The organism is Vibrio sp. 1731, assembly GCF_033339955.1.
In the GTDB taxonomy this organism is placed as follows: domain Bacteria; phylum Pseudomonadota; class Gammaproteobacteria; order Enterobacterales; family Vibrionaceae; genus Vibrio; species Vibrio alginolyticus.
The window spans coordinates 254785-276165 of record NZ_JAWOVO010000004.1; the positions used below are offsets into that span (position 1 = coordinate 254785).

Annotated in this window: 19 protein-coding genes; 14 read left to right on the plus strand and 5 right to left on the minus strand. The window is 44.3% G+C overall.

All coding sequences use genetic code 11. From position 1 onward, the window contains the following. Positions 1-20 precede the first annotated feature (20 nt). A complete protein-coding gene (locus R7035_RS07155; protein WP_262591256.1) occupies positions 21-740 on the minus strand; it encodes a tRNA1(Val) (adenine(37)-N6)-methyltransferase in 720 nt (239 codons plus the stop codon). A gap of 330 nt (positions 741-1070) precedes the next feature. On the opposite strand from R7035_RS07155, the gene brnQ reads away from it, so the two are divergent. Then, positions 1071-2381, plus strand: coding sequence for a branched-chain amino acid transport system II carrier protein (brnQ, locus tag R7035_RS07160; protein ID WP_005381792.1), 1311 nt, complete (start codon positions 1071-1073; stop codon positions 2379-2381). Positions 2382-2466: 85 nt separating this feature from the next. Here the strand turns inward: brnQ and fldB are convergent, their stop codons facing one another. Further along, positions 2467-2985: a flavodoxin FldB gene (fldB, locus tag R7035_RS07165; protein ID WP_262591257.1), complete on the minus strand. Its 519-nt coding sequence runs from the start codon at positions 2983-2985 to the stop codon at positions 2467-2469. A gap of 157 nt (positions 2986-3142) precedes the next feature. On the opposite strand from fldB, the gene xerD reads away from it, so the two are divergent. The 7 genes from xerD to R7035_RS07200 all read left to right on the plus strand — a co-directional run bounded on the left by xerD (position 3143) and on the right by R7035_RS07200 (position 11873). Next, positions 3143-4060 carry a site-specific tyrosine recombinase XerD gene (xerD, locus tag R7035_RS07170; RefSeq protein WP_005381788.1) on the plus strand — a complete coding sequence of 306 codons (918 nt, stop codon included), beginning with the start codon at positions 3143-3145 and terminating at the stop codon, positions 4058-4060. Between the two features lie 59 nt (positions 4061-4119). Continuing rightward, the gene (dsbC, locus tag R7035_RS07175; protein ID WP_005381786.1) at positions 4120-4908 is read left to right on the plus strand and encodes a bifunctional protein-disulfide isomerase/oxidoreductase DsbC; all 789 of its coding nucleotides are present in this window, start codon (positions 4120-4122) and stop codon (positions 4906-4908) included. A 43-nt stretch (positions 4909-4951) separates the two neighbouring features. Next, entirely contained in the window at positions 4952-6691 is a 1740-nt protein-coding gene (recJ, locus tag R7035_RS07180; protein ID WP_318146039.1) for a single-stranded-DNA-specific exonuclease RecJ, read from the plus strand. Between the two features lie 173 nt (positions 6692-6864). Beyond that, positions 6865-7963 (plus strand): peptide chain release factor 2 gene (gene prfB / locus R7035_RS07185; protein WP_100068604.1). Its coding sequence is split into 2 segments (ribosomal slippage): positions 6865-6939 and positions 6941-7963, totalling 1098 coding nucleotides; the frame shifts between segments, so codons are not numbered across the junction. 34 nt (positions 7964-7997) lie between these two features. After that, the gene (gene lysS, locus R7035_RS07190) at positions 7998-9515 is read left to right on the plus strand and encodes a lysine--tRNA ligase (RefSeq protein ID WP_005382861.1); all 1518 of its coding nucleotides are present in this window, start codon (positions 7998-8000) and stop codon (positions 9513-9515) included. Between the two features lie 243 nt (positions 9516-9758). After that, positions 9759-11093, plus strand: a complete 1335-nt coding sequence (gene vpsR, locus R7035_RS07195; RefSeq protein WP_017635067.1) for a cyclic-di-GMP-binding transcriptional regulator VpsR — start codon at positions 9759-9761, stop codon at positions 11091-11093. 528 nt (positions 11094-11621) lie between these two features. Then, the gene (locus R7035_RS07200) at positions 11622-11873 is read left to right on the plus strand and encodes a hypothetical protein (RefSeq protein WP_005381776.1); all 252 of its coding nucleotides are present in this window, start codon (positions 11622-11624) and stop codon (positions 11871-11873) included. 131 nt (positions 11874-12004) lie between these two features. Here R7035_RS07200 and R7035_RS07205 read toward each other — a convergent pair whose 3' ends face one another. Continuing rightward, positions 12005-13039, minus strand: a complete 1035-nt coding sequence (locus R7035_RS07205; RefSeq protein WP_005381774.1) for an NADP(H)-dependent aldo-keto reductase — start codon at positions 13037-13039, stop codon at positions 12005-12007. Between the two features lie 154 nt (positions 13040-13193). On the opposite strand from R7035_RS07205, the gene R7035_RS07210 reads away from it, so the two are divergent. Beyond that, positions 13194-13505, plus strand: coding sequence for a DUF6482 family protein (locus tag R7035_RS07210; RefSeq protein WP_005381772.1), 312 nt, complete (start codon positions 13194-13196; stop codon positions 13503-13505). A 15-nt stretch (positions 13506-13520) separates the two neighbouring features. Here the strand turns inward: R7035_RS07210 and mutH are convergent, their stop codons facing one another. Further along, complete coding sequence (mutH, locus tag R7035_RS07215; protein WP_017821501.1) at positions 13521-14201, minus strand: DNA mismatch repair endonuclease MutH; 681 nt, start codon at positions 14199-14201, stop codon at positions 13521-13523. A 619-nt stretch (positions 14202-14820) separates the two neighbouring features. Between mutH and rppH the strand changes: the two genes are divergently transcribed. The 5 genes from rppH (at position 14821) to R7035_RS07240 (ending at position 20159) form a co-directional block, all read left to right on the plus strand. Next, positions 14821-15342, plus strand: a complete 522-nt coding sequence (gene rppH, locus R7035_RS07220; protein ID WP_005381953.1) for an RNA pyrophosphohydrolase — start codon at positions 14821-14823, stop codon at positions 15340-15342. Positions 15343-15344: 2 nt separating this feature from the next. Beyond that, positions 15345-17591, plus strand: a complete 2247-nt coding sequence (gene ptsP / locus R7035_RS07225; protein WP_186584460.1) for a phosphoenolpyruvate--protein phosphotransferase — start codon at positions 15345-15347, stop codon at positions 17589-17591. 6 nt (positions 17592-17597) lie between these two features. Then, a complete protein-coding gene (locus R7035_RS07230) occupies positions 17598-18389 on the plus strand; it encodes a sulfite exporter TauE/SafE family protein (protein WP_005385965.1) in 792 nt (263 codons plus the stop codon). An 87-nt stretch (positions 18390-18476) separates the two neighbouring features. Further along, positions 18477-19298, plus strand: a complete 822-nt coding sequence (gene lgt / locus R7035_RS07235) for a prolipoprotein diacylglyceryl transferase (RefSeq protein ID WP_005381948.1) — start codon at positions 18477-18479, stop codon at positions 19296-19298. A 9-nt stretch (positions 19299-19307) separates the two neighbouring features. After that, a complete protein-coding gene (locus tag R7035_RS07240) occupies positions 19308-20159 on the plus strand; it encodes a thymidylate synthase (protein WP_005381947.1) in 852 nt (283 codons plus the stop codon). A gap of 70 nt (positions 20160-20229) precedes the next feature. On the opposite strand, the gene R7035_RS07245 is transcribed toward R7035_RS07240, so the two are convergent. Then, the gene (locus R7035_RS07245; protein WP_262651894.1) at positions 20230-21372 is read right to left on the minus strand and encodes a flavohemoglobin expression-modulating QEGLA motif protein; all 1143 of its coding nucleotides are present in this window, start codon (positions 21370-21372) and stop codon (positions 20230-20232) included. Positions 21373-21381: the final 9 nt, after the last annotated feature.

The following is a 21381-nucleotide window of genomic DNA, read 5'->3' on the forward strand; positions in this document are numbered from 1 at the left end:
GATAAGGATCACATGTTATTTCACATCTTAAGATAAAACTCGCGAGTTAACTGGATGAAATCATCACTATAGCCGTCATTTGAACGGATAATTAAATGTGACGTTTGCGAATCGCAAGGTCGTTTTGACAGTTCAAATAACAATCGGTGTACTGGTTTCTTTTCTGACGGTTGCACGCGACAGATCCTCGATAGATACCAACCTTGGTTTAATGCTAGCTCAATGAACTGCTCGCCTTCGGTGATTGGCAACACAAAACTAGCCCTCCCTTCGTCATCAAGCAAATGATAGCAACGCTGCAGCAATACGTTATGGCCTAGCGTATCAGTGTGCCTCGCGGTTGCACGTTGACTGTGTTTCGATTGCTCGCCGCTGTTGAAGTAGGGCGGGTTACAAATGATGCGTTGGAATGGATGTGTCGGCGTAAAGTGCAGTATGTCGGTGTGATGCACACTTACACGATCTGACCAAGGAGACTGGGCCATATTTTTTTGCGCGGCAGCAACGGCTGTTAATTCGATATCGACCGCGGTTATTTCAGCTTCTGTAAAGCGTTGAGCACACATCAGGGCAAGCAGGCCAGTGCCAGTGCCAATATCGAGAATTTTAGCGTCGTTAGGGCTTTGAATCCAAGCACCAAGCATTACCCCATCTGTGCTGACTGGCATACCACTCTCGCCGCCCTCAATACAAAATTGCTTAAAATTGAAGCCTTTAGTTTTCAGTTTTTGGTTCTTCATGATTGTTTTATATTTGCTCAATAATTAAGTAGATTGCTCTATTGTTTATTAATTGTATAGATTGTTGTTTTGTTGGTTATTAAATTGTATTGTTAATTGATCGAGATAAAGAACTGGTCTGTTATTTGGATCTGGTTATATCCACTGCTTTTAAGTTTGAAAACTAAATTAATATGGTGTTTTTTTCTTAAAGGTTGCCAAATGATGAGTCTTTCGTCATTATGCGGCGAAAATTTTATAGATTGAACCACGTGTACTTATTGACTTTAGGTATACAAAAAGTGGTCTAAGCATACACAACATTCATTAATTAAAAGACAAGGGTTATCTGTGAAGCAGACGTTAAAACTAACAGATATTATCGCAGTAGGCTTTATGCTATTTGCGTTCTTTTTAGGTGCGGGCAATATTATCTTTCCACCTCTAGCGGGTCAGTTAGCGGGTGAAAACTTAATGCCAGCTATGTTTGGTTTCTTGCTAACAGCGGTAGGTCTACCTCTTATTACTATCGTTGCTATTGCTGTTGCTGGTGGTTCTTGGGATCACTTGACGCAAGATCTTCCGAAAAAAGCGGCAGTTCTTATGGCTGCACTGATTTTCATCATCATTGGTCCAGCGTTTGCAGCGCCTCGTACAGGCCTAGTGGCTTACGAGATGGCGGTGAAACCTTTCTTCCTTGAGGCGTCACAAACGCATCTGACAGCGTTCTCAGTGATCTTCTTTATCGCAGCGATGATGTTCTCATGGTTCCAAGGCCGTTTGATCGATCTTATCGGTAAAGTACTGACACCAGCATTGTTCGTTGGTTTGATCATTCTTGCTGTCGCTGTCTTCCTTGATCCTCAGGGCGATATGATTGGCGCGCACGGTGAATATCTAACGCAGCCTCTGACCAAAGGCTTCTTAGAAGGCTACAACACAATGGATACGTTCGCGTCATTGATGTTTGGTATGCTGATGGTTGATGCACTGCGCGGTAAAGGCATTACTGAGCGCTCTGCAACTACTAAATATCTGATCTATGCAGGTTGTATTGCTGCTGCTGGTCTTGCGTTTGTTTACATCTCACTATTTTACTTAGGTGCGACGAGTGCAACGGTTGCTGCTGGTGCTGATAATGGTGGCCTAGTGCTTAGCCAATACGTTCAAGCGTTGTTTGGTCCATACGGTCAAATCGTTCTGTCTGTCATCGTATTGCTAGCGTGTCTGACAACCGCGATTGGCTTGATTTCTGCGTGTTCAGATTTCTTCAGCTCGAAAACACCACTGTCATACAAGCAATGGGTACTGATTAATGGTTCTGTTTGTGCATTGGTTGCAAACGTTGGTCTTGCGCAGCTGATTTCTCTGTCAGTGCCAGTATTGTTTGCGCTGTACCCTGTTGCGATTGCGTTGGTTGCACTAACATTTGTGCGCAGCAAACTGCCGAATCCACGCTTTGCTTACCGTGCAGTACTGCTTGTATCTCTGCTGTTTGCGTTAGTTGATGCGGCAAAAGTATCGGGTATTGATGTTTCTGCGTTTAACATGTTGCCACTATTCGAAGTCGGCATGGGTTGGGTGCTTCCAACATTTGCGGCTATCGTGTGCATGTTCTTCATCGCGAAACCTCGCCCAGAGCTAGCACAAGAAACCGCGTAATCACTTCGCGTTATCAAGATAATAAAAAGCCCGATGAAGTAATTCATCGGGCTTTTTACTTTTTAATGATGACGTGTTTGCGCTATTAAAGCGTGTCGTGGAATTCCACAAGAACTTGTTCACACCATTTTTCGATGCGTTCATCACTCAGTTCGTACTGTGAGTCTTCATCTAACGCAAGTCCAACAAACTTGCTGCCATCTTCGATCAATGCTTTCGATGCTTCAAATTCGTAGCCTTCATTTGGCCAGTAACCGATAAAGGTTGCGCCTGTGGCTTGCAATTCATCGTGAAGTAAGCCCATCGCATCTAAATACCACTCTCCGTAACCTTCTTGGTCACCCAGACCAAACAGCGCTACAATTTTGCCTTTCAGTGGTGTGGTCGCGATGTCTTGCCAAATCGCGTTCCAATCTTCTTGAATTTCACCAAAATCCCAAGTTGAGATGCCAAGGAGTAATAAGTCGTAGTCCGCCATTAGTGATAACGGTGTCTCTTTCACATTGTGAATGTCGACAAGGTCTTCACCAATAAGGGTACGAATTTTCTCTGCTGCCATTTCGGTGTAGCAGGTCGTTGAGCCGTAAAAGAGTCCGATTTTCATTATATTCGTCGTTATTTGTGTTGCTGTTGTGGAAGATTCTAACCATAAATTGAGGAAGATTGCAGCGAATATCCTATGTGGGATGATTTTTTATGGTATTGGATTGGCAGGTGCTTTAATCTAAATACTGTAAATATAAACAGATAAGGAAGCATTCATGACGGCACAACAGCCTGTCAATCAACAAGATTTTTCGCTTGTTGAGCAATTCTTAGATGCGATGTGGATGGAGCGTGGCCTATCAGAGAACACGTTGGCTTCCTACCGAAACGATTTAATGAAGCTGCTCGTGTGGATGGAAAAACATCGATACCGTCTTGATTTTATCAGTTTGTCTGGCTTGCAAGAATATCAAAGCCACCTTGTAGATTTAGATTACAAACAGACGTCTCGTGCGCGTATGTTGTCGGCGATTCGCCGTTTATTCCAATACCTGCATCGTGAGAAGGTGCGCGCTGATGACCCGAGTGCGCTCTTGGTTAGTCCTAAACTGCCACAACGTTTACCTAAAGATATTAGTGAAGAGCAAGTGGACGCGTTGCTCGAAGCGCCAGACCCGAATGACCCTATAGAATTGCGCGATAAAGCGATGCTAGAGCTACTCTACGCGACAGGGTTGCGTGTGACAGAGCTCGTCAGTTTGACCATGGAAAATGTTAGCTTGCGCCAAGGGGTGGTGCGCGTGACTGGTAAAGGTGGTAAAGAACGTCTGGTTCCTATGGGGGAAAACGCGGTCGATTGGATCGAGACGTTCATTCAACAAGGGCGCCCTGCGTTACTTGGTGATACATCATCTGATATTGTTTTTCCTAGTAAACGCGCAAGACAAATGACTCGTCAGACGTTTTGGCACCGTATTAAGTACTATGCTTTGATAGCAGGGATTGATACTGATCAGCTGTCGCCGCACGTACTGCGTCATGCCTTTGCCACGCATTTATTGAACTATGGCGCAGATCTCAGGGTCGTACAGATGCTTTTAGGACATAGTGACTTATCGACCACGCAAATTTATACTCACGTGGCGACTGAACGATTGAAGCAGATCCACAGTCAACACCACCCAAGAGCATAACAATGGTTAGATTCATCCATGTCTTCTTGGAAAAACGATTTTACATTAAGGTGAATTTCATGAGCGTATTACGCCGACTAACTCTGCTGACTTTACCATTTTTTGTTACCGCTTGTGGTGCAGAAGAAAGTCAGGCTCAAACGGAGACTCCTGCACAACAAGTGGCGCCAGCTGCACAAAGCGGCTTTGATGAAGCAGCATTAAAGACTAAGTTCTCAAAGCTTGGTTTATCTATCGTTGATATTCAACCATCAGACGTCGCTGGCTTATTGGAAATTCAAACCAATGGCGGGATCCTGTTTGCTTCAAATGATGGTAGCCATTTTATCGCCGGTACGCTTTATGCCATTAATGATGATGGCAGTTACAAAGATGTCATAGCAGAGCGTCAAGCGCCGCTTAACGCCGAGAAAATTGCGCAGTTCTCCGATAGCATGATCGAATACAAAGCCGACGATGAAAAGTATGTTGTGACCGTATTCACAGATATCACCTGTGGTTACTGTGTGCGTCTGCATAGCCAAATGCAAGGCTATAATGACCTAGGTATTACAGTGCGTTACATGGCTTACCCTCGCCAAGGTGCAACTGGCCCTGTGGCAGAGCAAATGGCAACGATTTGGTGTGCTGAAGATCCGGCGTCGGCAATGCACAACGCGAAAGTGAATCGTACATTTGATAACCCTGCGAAAGACTTAAAACAATGTAAAGAAACCATCCAGGCGCATTACAATCTAGGTCGCCAATTGGGTATTTCTGGTACGCCAGCAATCTTCTTACCGAATGGCGAAATGGTTGGTGGCTACCTACCACCTGCAGAGCTATTGAAACGTTTAAAGCAACTATAATCCATTAGGAGCAGAGCCGGCAAAGTTGTCGGCTCTTTCAAGCATGATAGAAATTCAACGACGTCCTGAACCTGATCTTTCCCTTCTTCCTGATTCCATTCCTCCGATTCTTAAACGTATCTACATCAACCGTGGGATAACGGATCTTTCACAATTAGAAACGTCGGCCCGTGGGTTGCATTCATATCAAAAACTCGGGGGGATTGAGCAAGCTGTCGATCTTTTGTTTCAGGCGATAAAAGAACAAAAACGCATCATCGTTGTCGGTGATTTTGACGCTGATGGCGCGACAAGCTCAGCATTATCAGTACTCGCGCTGCGTATGCTTGGTAGTCACAATGTGGATTACTTAGTGCCAAATCGTTTTGAAGACGGTTATGGGTTAAGTCCAGAAGTCGTTGACCAAGCCTTAGAGCTTGGCGCTGAGATGATCATGACGGTGGATAACGGCGTCTCATCAATCGAAGGTGTGCGTTACGCAAAAGAAAATGGCATTACCGTGCTCGTTACCGATCACCACTTACCAGGACAAGTGTTGCCTGATGTGGATGCAATGGTGAACCCAAACCTTGAGAGCTGTAGCTTTCCATCTAAAGCGCTTGCGGGTGTGGGGGTCGCGTTTTATCTCATGATGGCACTATGCGTTCATATGCGAAAACACAATTGGTTTGCAGAACAGGGGATGCAAGAGCCCAAGTTGATGGAACTGATTGACCTTGTTGCACTGGGTACCGTCGCCGACGTCGTTCCATTGGATGAAAACAACCGCATTCTTGTACACCAAGGTTTGCAACGTATTCGTGCGGGCAAAGCGCGTCCCGGCATCCAAGCGTTAATTGAGGTCGCGAAGCGCGATGCGCGTCGTTTAGTTGCGTCCGATTTTGGCTTTGCTTTAGGTCCACGTATTAATGCTGCAGGTCGTCTTGATGACATGTCTTTCGGTGTTGAACTGCTGATGTGTAACAACATCCACACAGCTCGTCGCATGGCAAGTGAATTGGATGGCTTGAACCAGACTCGTAAAGAGATTGAAGAAGGCATGAAGCAAGAAGCGATGGCTTTCTGTGAGCGCCTTCAGTTTGGTGAAGGCAATGAGCTTCCTTATGGCCTAGCCTTATTCCAACGTGATTGGCATCAAGGTGTGATTGGTATTTTGGCTTCGCGCATTAAAGAGAAGTTTCACCGTCCAGTCATTGCATTTGCTGATGGCGGAGAAGGGACGATTAAAGGCTCGTGTCGTTCTATTCCGGGGCTACACATGCGCGATGCGTTGGATTTCATCGACACGCAAAACCCGGGTTTGATCATCAAGTTTGGTGGACACGCCATGGCAGCAGGCTTAACGATTAAAGAGCAGGATTTTGAGCGTTTCAGTCGTTTGTTTGATGAAGTGGTAAAAAAGGAACTCGATGAAGCGGCGCTAAAAGGCGTGATCATGTCAGATGGTGAACTTAAGCCGGAAGAGTTCTCTATGCATGTTGCTGAACTGCTGCGATCGGGTGGCCCTTTTGGACAAGCCTTCCCTGAACCAATCTTTGATGGTGAGTTTAAAGTACTGCATCAAAAGCTGGTGGGTGAGAAGCATCTTAAATTGATGTTAGAGCCGCTTTATAAAGGTCACCCTACCAATGTGATGATCGACGGCATTGCATTCAATGTTGATCTACGTCGATGGCCAGATGCATCGGTTAAAACAGTACGTCTCGCGTATAAGCTGGATGTGAATGAATTTCGTGGTAATCAATCATTGCAATTGATGATCGACCATATCGAAGCTAAGTAATACCTAGATTAACCTTTCTTATAGAGTACGGTTGCCCCTAAGTGGGCGTAAAATTTTATGACCGTGCTCTCTCTCACCGCAATCTGATTTCTCATCCGAAATTTTCCTGTATCTCGGTCACATTTTTCAGTAGAATTTCTCGGTTAAATTCTATTCTAAAATGTTGAGTAAACATGTTTGAAATCAATCCAATTAAAAACCGTCTGCAGGACGTGTCTCAGCGCACAAATGTCCTGAGGGGGTATCTTTGACTATGACGCGAAGAAAGAGCGTCTAGAAGAAGTCAACGCAGAACTTGAACAACCAGATGTATGGAACGAACCTGAGCGTGCGCAAGCACTGGGTAAAGAGCGTGCATCACTAGAAGCGGTTGTTGAAACCATTGATCAACTAGAGCAAGGTGTGGAAGATGTAGAAGGTCTTCTTGAGCTGGCTGTAGAAGAAGAAGATCAAGAAACATTTGACGAAATTGAACCAGAACTTGCTGAGTTGGAAGAGAAGCTAGAAAAGCTTGAATTCCGTCGTATGTTCTCTGGCGACCACGATAGCTCTGATTGTTACATCGATTTGCAAGCTGGTTCTGGTGGTACAGAAGCACAAGACTGGACTAACATGCTGCTGCGTATGTACCTACGTTGGGCAGAAGCGAAGGGCTTCAAAGCTGAAGTGATTGAAGTCTCTGAAGGTGAAGTCGCGGGTCTTAAGTCGGCAACAGTTCGCATCTCTGGTGAGTATGCGTACGGTTGGTTACGTACAGAAACGGGCGTTCATCGTCTTGTTCGTAAATCTCCGTTCGATTCAGGCGGTCGTCGCCATACGTCATTTGCTTCTGCGTTCATCTATCCAGAGATTGATGAAAACATCGACATCGACATTAATCCTTCCGACCTACGCATTGACGTTTACCGTGCGTCAGGCGCAGGTGGTCAGCACGTAAACACCACAGAATCTGCGGTACGTATTACGCACGTACCTACGAACACAGTGGTTCAGTGTCAGAATGACCGTTCTCAACATAAGAACAAAGATCAGGCAATGAAACAGCTTCGAGCGAAGCTATTTGAGCTTGAATTGCAAAAGCAAAATGCGGAAAAACAAGCTAATGAAGACGCTAAGTCTGACATTGGCTGGGGTAGCCAGATCCGTTCTTACGTATTGGATGACTCACGTATTAAGGACCTCCGTACGGGCATTGAAAACCGTAATACTCAAGCGGTTCTTGATGGCGATCTGGACAAATTTATTGAAGCTAGCCTGAAATCAGGTCTATAAAGCTTTTCACCGACAAAAACAGGATACATCGAAAATGACTGATGCTGTTCAAAACGAAACTGTACTAGAAGAAAATAAGCTGATTGCTGAACGCCGCGCTAAACTGGATGCAATCCGAAAGAGCTGCAAAGCGAACGGCCATCCAAACGACTTCCGTCGTGACGCACTAGCGGGCGACCTTCAGAAAGAGTTCGGTGAAAAGACGAAGGAAGAGCTAGAAGAGCTTAACCACGTAGTAGCAATCGCTGGCCGTATCATGGCTAAACGTGGTCCATTCTTGGTAATTCAAGAAACTTCTGGCCGTATCCAAGCTTACGCTGACAAAGCGGTTCAAAAAGTACTTAAAGAAAAATACCAAGGTCTAGATATCGGTGACATCATCGGTGTTAAAGGTGCACTTCATAAGTCTGGTAAAGGTGACCTATACGTGAACATGGAAGAGTACGAGTTGCTAACCAAAGCACTACGTCCACTTCCAGAGAAGTTCCACGGTCTAACTGACCAAGAGATGCGTTACCGCCAACGTTACGTTGACCTGATCGTTAACGAAGACTCTCGTCAAGCGTTTGTAGTACGTTCTAAAGTAATGTCTGCAATCCGCAACTTCATGATCTCTAAGCAGTTCATGGAAGTTGAAACGCCAATGATGCACGTTATCCCTGGCGGTGCGAGTGCGCGTCCATTCATCACGCATCACAACGCACTAGACATGCCAATGTACCTACGTATCGCGCCAGAGCTATACCTGAAGCGTCTAGTTGTTGGTGGTTTTGATCGCGTATTCGAAATCAACCGTAACTTCCGTAACGAAGGCCTTTCTCCACGTCACAACCCAGAATTCACAATGATGGAATTCTACATGGCGTACGCAGACTACAAAGATCTGATGGACCTAACTGAAGAACTACTAAGCTCAGTGGCGCAAGAAGTTCTAGGTTCAACGTCAATGCCTTACGGTGATGAAACGGTTGAGTTTGGTGGTACTTACACTCGTATGAGCATGTTCGAAGCAATCAAGCACTACAACCCAGACCACGCGCAAATCCAAGCGCTAACAGAAGAAGACCTACAAAACCGTGATCTAATGGTTTCTATCGCGAAATCTGTTCACGTTGAAGTAGAACCTTTCTGGACATGTGGTCAGCTTCTTGAAGAGATCTTTGGTGAAACAGCAGAACCTAAGCTAATGCAGCCTACGTTCATCACTGGCTACCCAGCAGATATCTCTCCACTAGCTCGTCGTAGCGATGACAACCCGTTCTTTACAGACCGCTTTGAATTCTTTATCGGTGGCCGTGAAGTAGCGAACGGTTTCTCAGAGCTTAACGATGCTGAAGACCAAGATGCACGCTTTAAAGCACAGGTTGAAGCGAAAGAGTCTGGTGACGACGAAGCAATGTTCTACGATGCAGACTACATCACTGCTCTAGAGCACGGCCTACCGCCAACAGCAGGCCAAGGTATCGGTATCGACCGTTTGGTTATGCTACTGACTAACACGCACACTATCCGTGACGTGATCTTATTCCCTGCAATGCGCCCGCAAGCGTAATTCGATAGGATGAGTAAAAAACCACCTTCGGGTGGTTTTTTTTTGCCTTTTAGTTAAGCTGATTCAAGTTGTTGCATTTGCCTTTTAATGGGATATGCAAATAAACATTCGCCAAATCTCAATCTATTGCATAGTCTTAATACTGAGACAGACGTGAGGGGGCGGAGTCTCGATAATGTTACCCGCTCGCAAAGATAAGTTTGTGGCACAAAATTTCTATTAACAATGAAAAAGGGTTAGAGAATGGCTGGGCAGTTTAAGATGGATTCCATCCCGGGATCGCTTGTGGTAGTTGGCGGTACTTATGAGCCTTGGTTATCGGTACTGGAGCAAGTGGGCTGGAAGTGTCACCAAGTAGGTGACTTACGCAAAGCTAATACGCTGTTAGAAGATATTGGTCCATGTATCGGTATTGTTGATCTCAGCCATGACGAGTTCAGCTTGAATGGTTTGGCGAACTTAGTCAGCTCTCACAAACACGTACGTTGGTTAGCGTTTATTCGTGAATCTCAGCTTGGCACTGACACCATATGCCAGTTCATTGTTAACTTTTGTATCGATTTTTTTACAGCGCCGATCCCAGATGCACAGTTATTAAGCACAATAGGTCACCAGCTTGGCATGCTTAAGTTGGAGAAAAAAGTTTGGCCTAGTTTTGGTAGCAGTTTAGATATGGGTCTGATCGGTGAATCTATCCCGATGAAACGTTTACGCGATCAAGTGAAGCGCATCGGTCCAACAGACGTCAGCATTCTGATTTCTGGGGAAAGTGGGACTGGTAAAGAGGCGGTTGCTAGGGCCATCCATAAAGTCTCTTCACGCTCTCATAAACCGTTTATGGCAATTAACTGTCGCGCACTCAATGAACAACGTTTCCAAGCTGAAGTATTTGGTATTAACGCCGATGAAGATATGGAAGCATGCCTGCTTGAACAAGCAGATGGCGGCACCGTGTTGTTTAACGACATTCTTACCATTTCAAAAGAGCAGCAAATGAATCTGCTGAGATTCTTGCAAGAAGGCACCATTGATACCAAAGATGGCGTAAAAGCGGTTAACGTGCGTATTCTTGCTGCTAACTCGTCAGATGTTGAAAAAGCTTTGATTGACGGTGACTTCAATGAAGAGCTTTACCATTACATCAACGTTTTGCGCATCAATGTCCCTAGCTTGAAAGAACGTGCGAGTGACATCGCATTGCTGGCTCGTTTCTACTTACAAGAGTTCTCAAAAGAGTACAACTCGCAAGCAAAAAGCTTTTCTGAGGATGCATTCAAGGCACTGACACGTTATTTCTGGCCTGGAAATGTGCGTGAGCTGATGAACCAAGTGAAGCGAGCGGTATTAATGTCCGACAGCGTAATGATTGAAGAGCATCACTTAGATTTACCTCAACGTAATGACTCAAAGCGCAGCTTGAAATCAATCCGAGAGAAGAGTGAACGTGATGCGTTGCTGGTTGTTTTGGAATCTCATTCTGGTCAAGTTTCAAATGCGGCGAAAGAGCTCGGAGTTTCGCGTGCAACCATGTATCGACTACTTAATAAACATAACTTGATTTCCGAACAAGCCATGTAGTTGGCCTTTCCCTGTGTTAAATAGGCGAATAAATACAATAAAAGAGAGTGGCCACAGAGCCGCTCTTTTTATTTTTGTTTAGTTTGATTTATAAAATCCGCAAATTTATATATTCCTCAGGTGAATATGTTATACGTAAAAGTATATGAAACTAAATTGCGGTGTATTGATTTGTTTTTAATCAAAAAGGCAAAAAATGTTTGATATATATCCATCAAAGCTTACAATTTAACCGTCACTCAATGAGTTATACCTTTCATAAACGGATTAATTTTTAGCTAGGAGGCGCAAGATGAAACATTACGTTGTTAACACCACTGCTTGCGCTGATCGTATGCCTATCGCTCCGATAACCCTTAAATCGGATGATACCAATACCACTGGCTCACAAGATAAAAATTAATCCGTAACCTATCATATTTATTACTAGGCTGCGGAAAAGTAGCGGCTTAGTATCAACAGAATATTTCTGTTCATTTTACGCACTATTTTTCCCAGTCGAATACATCGATAATCGGAGAAAATATTATGCGTCACTCTATTTACCTACAATTGGCCACTTTGCTATTGAAAGCAGACCTTAAACGCGAAGAAAAGCAATGGCAGCGCACCATACGCCGAACTGCTCATGATATTCCATGGACGAATGTTCATCTATTGAGAGATATTGGTTTAGATCGCGATGGTCGTTCTACACGTGCCAATGTTCCGGATGCAGTAAAAGTTGAACGTCGAGTTCGTCACCTTCGTCGAGTCTTAACGTCGCGAATAATGACGTAATCGTTAGCGTGTTGGGCTGACTGAGTTGCTAACGAGTCATTCAACACGCTTAACTTTTTATATGAAGTATGACTTCATTGGATAAACAGCTGATCTTGAAGATCAGCTGTTTTCGTTTGAAGGTGGTACTGTTAAGGGCAAGGATTCGAGTAAGTTGTACCTATTGCTTGAATTTCAGTAAGTAGTTCGTCGCTAAGTTGCAAATCAATACTGTCGATATTGGCTTTTAATTGGTCTAGGTTTGTTGCTCCGATAATGTTAGAAGCAACAAATGGACGCTGATTGACAAACGCGAGCGCCATTTGTGCAGGGTTTAGACCATGCTCTTGAGCTAAATTGACGTAAGCTTCGGTCGCTTTAACACCTTGCGGAGTGAAGTAGCGCGCAAAACGCTCCCACTTAGTGCATCGAGCGCCTTCAGGTTTTGCCCCGTTTAGGTATTTACCACTCAAGCAGCCAAATGCCAAAGGAGAGTAGGCAAGTAACTGAACGCCTTCGTAATGGCTGATTTCAGACAAGCCAACTTCGAAGCTGCGGTTCAATAAGTTATATGGGTTTTGAATGGAGACAATTCTTGGCAAATCGTGTTTTTCTGCCAAACGCAATAGCGACATCACACCCCACGGCGTCTCGTTGGATACGCCGATATAGCGCACTTTACCTGCATTCACTAATTCAGTAAGCGCTTCCAACGTTTCAATTAACGTGACTTCTTCTTGTTTGTCAGGGTATGGGTAGTTGAGTTGACCAAAGCAGTTGGTTTGACGCTGCGGCCAATGTAGTTGGTACAAATCGACATAATCGGTTTGTAGACGATTAAGGCTGTCATCAATTGCTGTATGGATGTGGCGACGATTAAGGCTCATGTTGTCTCTAATGTGAGGAACATTGCGAGGGCCTGCCACTTTTGTTGCCAGTACTACTTTCTCTCTTTTGCCGCTTTTTGCTAACCAATTACCGATGTATTGCTCGGTGAGCCCTTGTGTTTCCGAGTTTGGCGGTACAGGGTACATCTCTGCGGTATCGATGAAGTTCACCCCATGATCGAGGGCAAAGTCGAGCTGTTCAAAGGCGTCCTTTTCTGTGTTTTGCTCGCCAAACGTCATAGTGCCGAGGCAGATTTTACTGATCTCAAGTGATGAGTGCGGTAGTTTTGTGTATTGCATATCACGTCCTTGAAGAGTTACCGACTAAATAAGTGACTCCAATATAGGGGATTTTTAGCCGCAATCGCAAATGATTTACGTATAAAGGGAGAGCAAACTCGAAAGCTACAGTTAGCCTAACTACACTTAAATAATCGTGTGAAGGAGGTATGTTATGCAGAAGCATCAATTGGACATGTGGCTACATGGTCCACATAAAGATACTTATAAAACTCCCAAAGTATTTGTGATTGGGTGTTCTGATGTCTCTGACTATCTTTTAGCTGTGGAGTACAAGCATCAACTTGAGCCGATTAAAGACGGTGAAGACCCGATACATTTTGGCTCTCTAGACTTAGTAAAAGAAGAATTATTGAGGCTAGGGGTCGATAAAGCGTATTTAAGGCTGCGTAATGCGTATGACGAATGTGGCACTGAAGAGGCAGCCTCGTACTGCGATATTGAGTTATCGCTCGTGACGCACTAAATAGCTGATATAGTTTTATTCTGGTTGAGTGTTAATGTAGTGCTTGAGTAAGATCTGTTCAGTAAACTGTGTTCTAAGGTAAAAGCCTCGGGGCAGAGTTTTCATCGGCTTACCATTTGAGTTATATGCTTCGGTGAGCGCTTTTGCATTTGCGGCTTTAGGGCGAAGATGCAGCGCTTCTCCGTGTCTGGCGGAAATTTGATCAAATCTTCCCAAGACGATCATCTCCATTAACTCTTCCCAGTCATTTCGCAAAATCCGTTCTTCTTCTTCATCTGGTGACCAAATGAGTGGACTGCCCACACGTCTTTCAGCGAGTGGGATTTCTCGTTCTCCTTCTACGGGTACCCAAAGCACACGAGATAGCTTGTTTCGAACATGACTTGTTTCCCATGTAAGACCATGAACACCAGTGAGGGGGGCCACAGAAACAAAGGTTGTTTCTAAAGGTTTGCCAGAGTAACTGATCGGAATACTTTTCAACTCGATCCCTAGTTTTGCGAAATCTTGTTGAGGTTTACTGCCAGCTGGAGCGCCCAAGTGCCATTCGAGTAATTGACCCACCCAACCTTTATCACGTTTTAAGTTTTCAGGAACAATCATATTCGCCTCGGCGGCCAACTCAGCAAAACTGAGTCCTGCCATATCATGCGCTCGTTCCAATAGCTCTGCTTCTGTTTGTGGTTCTGGTTTCATAGTTACAAGGTGGTATTACAAAAAATATAGTTTATCAAACTCCGACCAAATCTACTGTTTAAGATTTCACCGAGGCGGTGTAAGAACGATCAATTCATAACTTATCCACAGGTGGAGGAGGTATTGATAAGATCCTGACGAGGTCTGTATGAATAAACAGGGGTTAAAATGCATTTTTGGGGTTGATTTTGTTGTAATCATCTAAACGAATAGCAGGTAAGTGTGGATAAATAGCCTGTTGGTGGATCTTTGACCGATCTGAGTTTGGTGAAAAGATCATCAAGAAATTGAAGATCGAATTATCGTTATTTTTAAAAATAAATACTTTTTTATCAATGCTTTATGTTTGTTTTTTTGTTTATTCATTTGTTTTTCATTTGATGGGATTGAACTGAATTACTCATTTGAATTGAATTCTTCACAAAGTTATTCACAGAAAAGGTGAATAAATGTGGGCAATGTCTCACTCTTGTGTTGATAAGGTATGGTTTGATTAAAAGATATCCAAAAATGCTGAAAAGGTAATAAATCTTGCTCATATCACATCAGTAAGTTTGCTAGTAATGGGGATATGTGGAAAAATCACGGTAATAAAAAATTTATTCATAGAGGTTAGCCAGTGATAGATGGCGATGGTTACCGACTTAATGTTGGTATTGTGATATGTAATAACCATGGTCAGGTCTTCTGGGCTAAACGATACGGGCAACACTCATGGCAATTTCCACAAGGTGGGATTGACGAAGGTGAAACCCCTGAACAAGCCATGTTCAGGGAGTTATACGAAGAAGTCGGTTTAACGAAAAAAGACGTTAAGATCATTGCAACAAGTCGTCATTGGTTAAGATATAAGCTACCAAAGCGATTGGTGCGTTGGGACTCCAAGCCTGTTTGTATCGGCCAAAAACAGAAATGGTTTCTGCTGAGATTAGAATGCGATGAGTCTCGCATTAATATGCAACGCGGAAAATCCCCTGAATTTGATGGTTGGCGCTGGGTAAGTTACTGGTATCCAGTTAGGCAAGTTGTTTCTTTCAAGCGAGATGTTTATCGACGAGCGATGAAAGAATTTGCATCCTTAGCCATGCCTTTTCGAGAGAGAAAAGCGAAAGGGAAAAGAAAAAAGCAACGTAGAGGATAATCATGCTCAGTCAGCTAAGGGAAATAGTTGAGAAAGTCTCCAGGGTCGATGATGTGCATCTGGCACTCGATATATTGGTGAAAGAGACTTGTGCTGCCCTTAGTACTGAGTGCTGTACTATCTATCTTGCTAATGAAGAAATGCAGCGCCTTGAGTTAATGGCAACTCAAGGCCTTATTTTTGAAGGTGATAGTATTCATATCAACTTCAATGAAGGCTTGGTTGGGTTGGTAAAACGAAGCGCTGAACCCCTTAACCTTGCCGAAGCCTCAAAACACCCCGAGTTCAAATTCTTTCCTCAACTCGGCGAACAGATTTACCACTCTTTTTTAGCTACTCCAATCATTCATCGTAAACAAGTTTTAGGTGTGTTGGTGATCCAACAAAAAACGCCGCGCTTGTTTAGTGAAATGGAAGAATCGTTTCTTGTTACCTTATCCGCTCAGTTAGCGGTGCTCATTGCACATGCGCAGAATCTTGGGCATTGGCAGTTAGCATCTAAACCCACGGTATTAAAAGGTTTGCCTGCGTCTACTGGTGTCGCGATTGGAGAGTTTTGGTTCGACAATACCCAGCCGAGTTTATCGGATATTTTCCCTTCGTCCACGTTAGATAAGGAACGCGAGCACGAGACACTACTGGTGGCCATAGAGCGAGCGTTAAATGACTTTCGCCGCATGCGGAAAAAACTGGACAGTGAAATCAACAAAGATGCGCTGGCGATCTTCGATCTGTTTACTCACTTACTGAATGATCCGATGCTTCGCGGTGATTTGAAGAAGCAGATTGAAAAAGGAGACAGGGCAGACTGGGCGTTACGCCAAGTTGTAGAGTCATACTCGAATCGATTTGCAAGAATGTCGGATGTATACATGCGTGAAAGAGCGCAAGATATCCGAGAGTTAGGGCAAAGGCTGCTCTATTTTCTGCACAACAGTGAGCAAGAAAATTCTGCAATTGATCGTCCCATTATTTTGGTGGCGAACGAACTCACTGCCACCTTGCTCGCTTCTGTACCTAAAGAGTTTTTGTTAGCCGTCGTATCATTAGAGGGAGGCGCAAACTCTCACGCTGCCATTTTATCTCGAGCTCTTGGGGTCCCTGCAGTCATGGGCGCCAACATTAATCCGGATGTGGTGAATGGCAAACTCGGGATAGTCGACGGCTATACGGGTGAGATCTTCTTAGAGCCAAACCGCCAGTTGTTGCGAGAGTATCGCAGCTTAGTAAGCGAAGAGTCTGAACTGTTTGCCATGGTAAACAAGGACCTCGCACTCCCTGCGGTTACGCAAGATAATCACCATATCGAAATTATGCTGAATGCGGGACTCAGTGCAGACAGTAATATTGCCATCAACACAGGTGTTGATGGTGTTGGGTTGTACCGAACTGAGATTGCATTTTTACTTCAGCATCACTTTCCTTCGGAAGATGAACAGTATCATCAATACCAAGCAATACTTAACAGCTATCCGAATCAACGAGTAGTGATGCGTACTTTGGATATTGGTGGTGACAAACCTTTGCCGTATTTGCCCATCGAAGAAGATAATCCGTTTCTAGGCTGGCGTGGCATTCGTTTTACATTGGATCATCCAGACATTTTCTTGATCCAGCTGCGTGCAATGTTAAGAGCGAGTGCAGAAAGCGGAAACTTAAGTATCTTATTGCCAATGGTGTCAGGGGTAAAAGAGCTAGACGATGCCATTAGCTTGATTAATCAAGCTCACAGCGAAGCCGTTTTGCTTGATGATAGAATTCAATTCCCACAAATTGGGGTCATGATTGAAGTACCATCGATGGTGTATCTGTTGCCAACGATCGCTCACCGTGTTGATTTTGTTTCTGTCGGGACAAACGATTTAACTCAGTATTTATTAGCGGTAGATAGGAACAATTCGCGCGTCGCGGATGTCTATGAATCTATGCATCCTGCGGTACTGTTAGCGCTTAAGCAAATCCATGACGTGTGCGATAAGTATCGGGTGCCAGTGTGTATTTGTGGTGAGTTAGCTGGCGACCCATTTGGCGCTCTTCTCTTACTTGGGTTAGGGTATACCAGTTTGAGTATGAACACCTCCAACGTGGCTAAGGTGAAATATTTGATTCGTCATAGCCAACAAGAAGAATTAGAAAAATTAGCGGAGCAAGCAATGACAAAGTCCTACGGGGAGGACATTCATCAAATGATGCATGACTTCTTCATCCAACAGGGTTTTGCGGGCTTTATCCGTGCAGGTAAAAAGTAGGAAATCGTGACCGTCTCTTTATTTTTGTTATTGTTGGCGCTAGGCGCTTTTGTGGGTGTGATGGCGGGGTTACTCGGTATCGGTGGTGGTTTGATTGTTGTTCCTGCCTTGTTGTATTTGCTTCCTCTTGCTGGGATCTCTCCAGAAATGAGTATGCACATGGCCTTAGCCACTTCGTTAGCGAGTATTATTGTCACGTCTGGCTCATCGGCGATGAATCACCTTAAGCTCGGCAATGTCGATATGTTTGTCGTAAAATGGTTGATGCCTGGTGTGGTCATTGGTGGCTTTGTTGGTGCCAATATTGCTGAGTGGATCCCTACACACTATTTGCCGAAAGTGTTTGGTGTCATTGTTCTTTGCCTGTCAGTACAAATGTTTCGTTCCATTAAAGTTACGAGCAGTAAACCTATGCCGAGCAGCCCTGTGACTGTAGTTTACGGCACGGGAATTGGTGTCGTATCAAGCCTTGCTGGTATTGGTGGTGGCTCACTGTCGGTACCATTTCTAAATAAACACGGGATAGAGATGCGTAAAGCGGTGGGTTCATCCTCCGTTTGTGGTTGCGTGATTGCTATTTCTGGTATGATCGGCTTCATCTTACATGGCTATAAAGTGGAAGGCTTACCTTCATACAGTATTGGCTATGTTTATCTTCCTGCTTTATTAGCTATTGCTATGGCCTCGATGCTCACAACAAAAGTGGGTGCGAAGCTGGCAACTAACCTTCCAACTGCGGTATTAAAAAAGATATTCGCGGTGTTCTTAATGTTTGTTGCAGCGACCATGCTGCTCTAAGTTTGTACCCAAGTCATTCTCGCTGAACCAAGCATCTAGAGGTTACTTGGGTATATTTATTTTGTTGTGATAAGAAGAGAATGATTTATGTCTCAGGGATATATTGAATTTCCCAATATTGATCCGGTTTTAATCTCTATTGGTCCTGTTTCGGTTCGTTGGTACGGTTTGATGTACCTTGTAGGCTTTATGTTTGCTCTATGGTTAGCGAACCGACGTGCAGATAAGCCTGGAAGTGGTTGGACACGAGAGCAGGTTTCTGATTTGTTGTTCGCAGGCTTCCTTGGCGTGGTGATTGGTGGCCGTGTAGGCTACGTGCTTTTCTACAATTTTGAGCTCTTCCTGGCTGACCCTTTGTATCTATTTAAAGTGTGGACCGGTGGTATGTCTTTCCACGGCGGCTTACTGGGTGTGATTACTGCGATGTTCTGGTATGCACACAAAAACGGGCGAACTTTCTTCGGTGTTGCAGACTTTATCGCGCCGCTTGTGCCATTTGGTTTGGGTATGGGGCGTTTAGGTAACTTCATGAACAGCGAGTTGTGGGGCCGAGTAACGGATGTGCCTTGGGCGATCGTTTTCCCAAATGGCGGTCCACTGCCACGTCATCCATCGCAGCTTTATGAAATGGCGCTTGAAGGTATCGTCCTTTTCTTCATCTTGAATTGGTTCATCAAGAAACCTCGTCCTCTAGGTTCTGTTTCAGGGCTATTTTTAGCTGGATATGGTACATTCCGCTTCTTAGTTGAGTACGTGCGCGAACCAGACGCTCATTTGGGTTTATTCGGTGGCTTTATTTCCATGGGACAGATTTTATCCCTGCCAATGGTGGTTATCGGTGTCCTCATGATGGTTTGGGCATACAAACGTGGTCATTACAAAGACGAATTACCACAAAAGACGAAGTAAGGTATTGGTGTGAAACAGTATTTAGATTTGTGTCAACGCATCGTTGACCAAGGTGTTTGGGTTGAAAATGAGCGTACAGGCAAGCGCTGCCTGACCGTAATCAACGCGGATTTAACCTACGATGTTGCGAACAATCAATTTCCGTTGGTCACCACACGTAAAAGTTTTTGGAAAGCGGCCGTTGCAGAGCTATTAGGGTATATTCGTGGTTACGATAATGCGGAAGATTTTCGTAAGCTGGGCACGAAAACCTGGGATGCCAATGCCAACCTAAATGATGCCTGGTTGAATAACCCATACCGTAAAGGTGAAGACGACATGGGCCGTGTCTATGGGGTTCAAGGGCGCGCCTGGGCGAAACCTGATGGTGGTCATGTTGACCAGCTACGTAAGATAGTGGATGACTTAACGCGTGGTGTTGATGATCGCGGTGAAATCTTGAACTTCTACAACCCGGGTGAGTTCCACATGGGGTGCTTGCGTCCTTGTATGTACAGTCACCATTTTTCATTGCTGGATGATACGCTTTACCTGAATAGTACTCAGCGTTCGTGTGATGTACCGCTTGGCTTAAACTTCAATATGGTTCAAGTTTACGTGTTCTTGGCGATTATGGCGCAAATTACGGGCAAGAAACCTGGTCAGGCATTTCATAAGATTGTGAATGCTCACATTTATGAAGACCAGCTTGAACTTATGCGCGATGTTCAGTTGAAGCGTGAGCCATTAAAAGCGCCGACGTTCCATATCAACCCAGAGATTAAATCTCTAGAAGATTTGGAAACATGGGTCACACTGGATGACTTTTGGGTTGAAGGGTACGAGCATCACGATCCTATTCGTTACCCATTCTCAGTGTAACGAGTATCGTTCTTCAAGATATAGAAAAAGCTCCGAATGGAGCTTTTTTCTTTTTTGTACTTAGAAGGTATTATTTTAGTGCACTGACAATATAACGGTGAATTGGGTTGGTCTGCATCGGTGTGGACAGTGCCGGGCTAATAAACTTAGGTTGAGTGAATATTTCTTTACTCACTAATGAACGGATAAGCTCAAAGTACTTCAGCTCTGTTTTCCCGCACAACAATAGTGAAAAGTCATCGCCCAATCTATCATAGGCATTGAGCACCTCTCGGAATCCTCTAAGATACAAGTAATCCTTCGTTAAACCTCCACCTCGATAGACTCGGGCAGTCGTTGTAAATGCTTGAAGATCAGAAGCTTTATACTGTTCTTTTAATAGCATGAACGTATGGCGGAAATCGCGATCCTTGATCATCGACTCTACTGCCAGAACTCGTAAGGCTAAGGTTCTTAGGCGCTTGATACTGAAATGTCCTGACAGATACTCACATAATATAGCCAGCCCTTCTTGAGTGTTGGTATTGGCAGGACAACCTAAGCTCAGGACTTTTAGCGGTTGTTGACGACCGTTAAGCGTAGTTAGGAGATGTACTCCCATTTCATGATGTGCAAGAGCCTCCAGCTCATCAGTGGTGATGTACGCCGCGTGGTTAATTTTGACTCGAGATCCTGAAACTAGTGCGCTTGCTAACATCCCGTCCAACACCTGTATTTCACATTCATACCCATTGCGTTGAGCAAAATTTTGCATGAAACGTGCTATTGCACGGCTATCGTGCTGAGGTTCTTTTTCTTCTTCTGTAGGAAGGTGCAATATGAAATGGGCGTTGGCAATATCTTTGGCGCTCGGTTCCCCATAATAGCGTAAGGAGTTATAAAGAAACTCTTGCGTACCTATGGTATTCACTTGATCTAGTTTATCAGCATAAGACTGAATTACATCCGCGTACAGCCTCTGCAATTGGGTGTCTTGAATGTTTTCTAGAGGTAGCTCATATAGACGTCGCTTTGCGCTGTGGGTATCTACGTTAGTAATTGAATATTGAAAACTAGGCTCTTGAGAATATTTGTTTTTAATGAAACGTTCTCTTTCTTGAGCATAATTAAGAGGATTCACGCTACTGAGGATATCAATATCAGCAACCAGTTGGGTTAGGTTTTCGTCTATTGCGAGTAGCTGATCAGAAATAGCGTCATTAAGCTGCGTCATGTTGTCGAC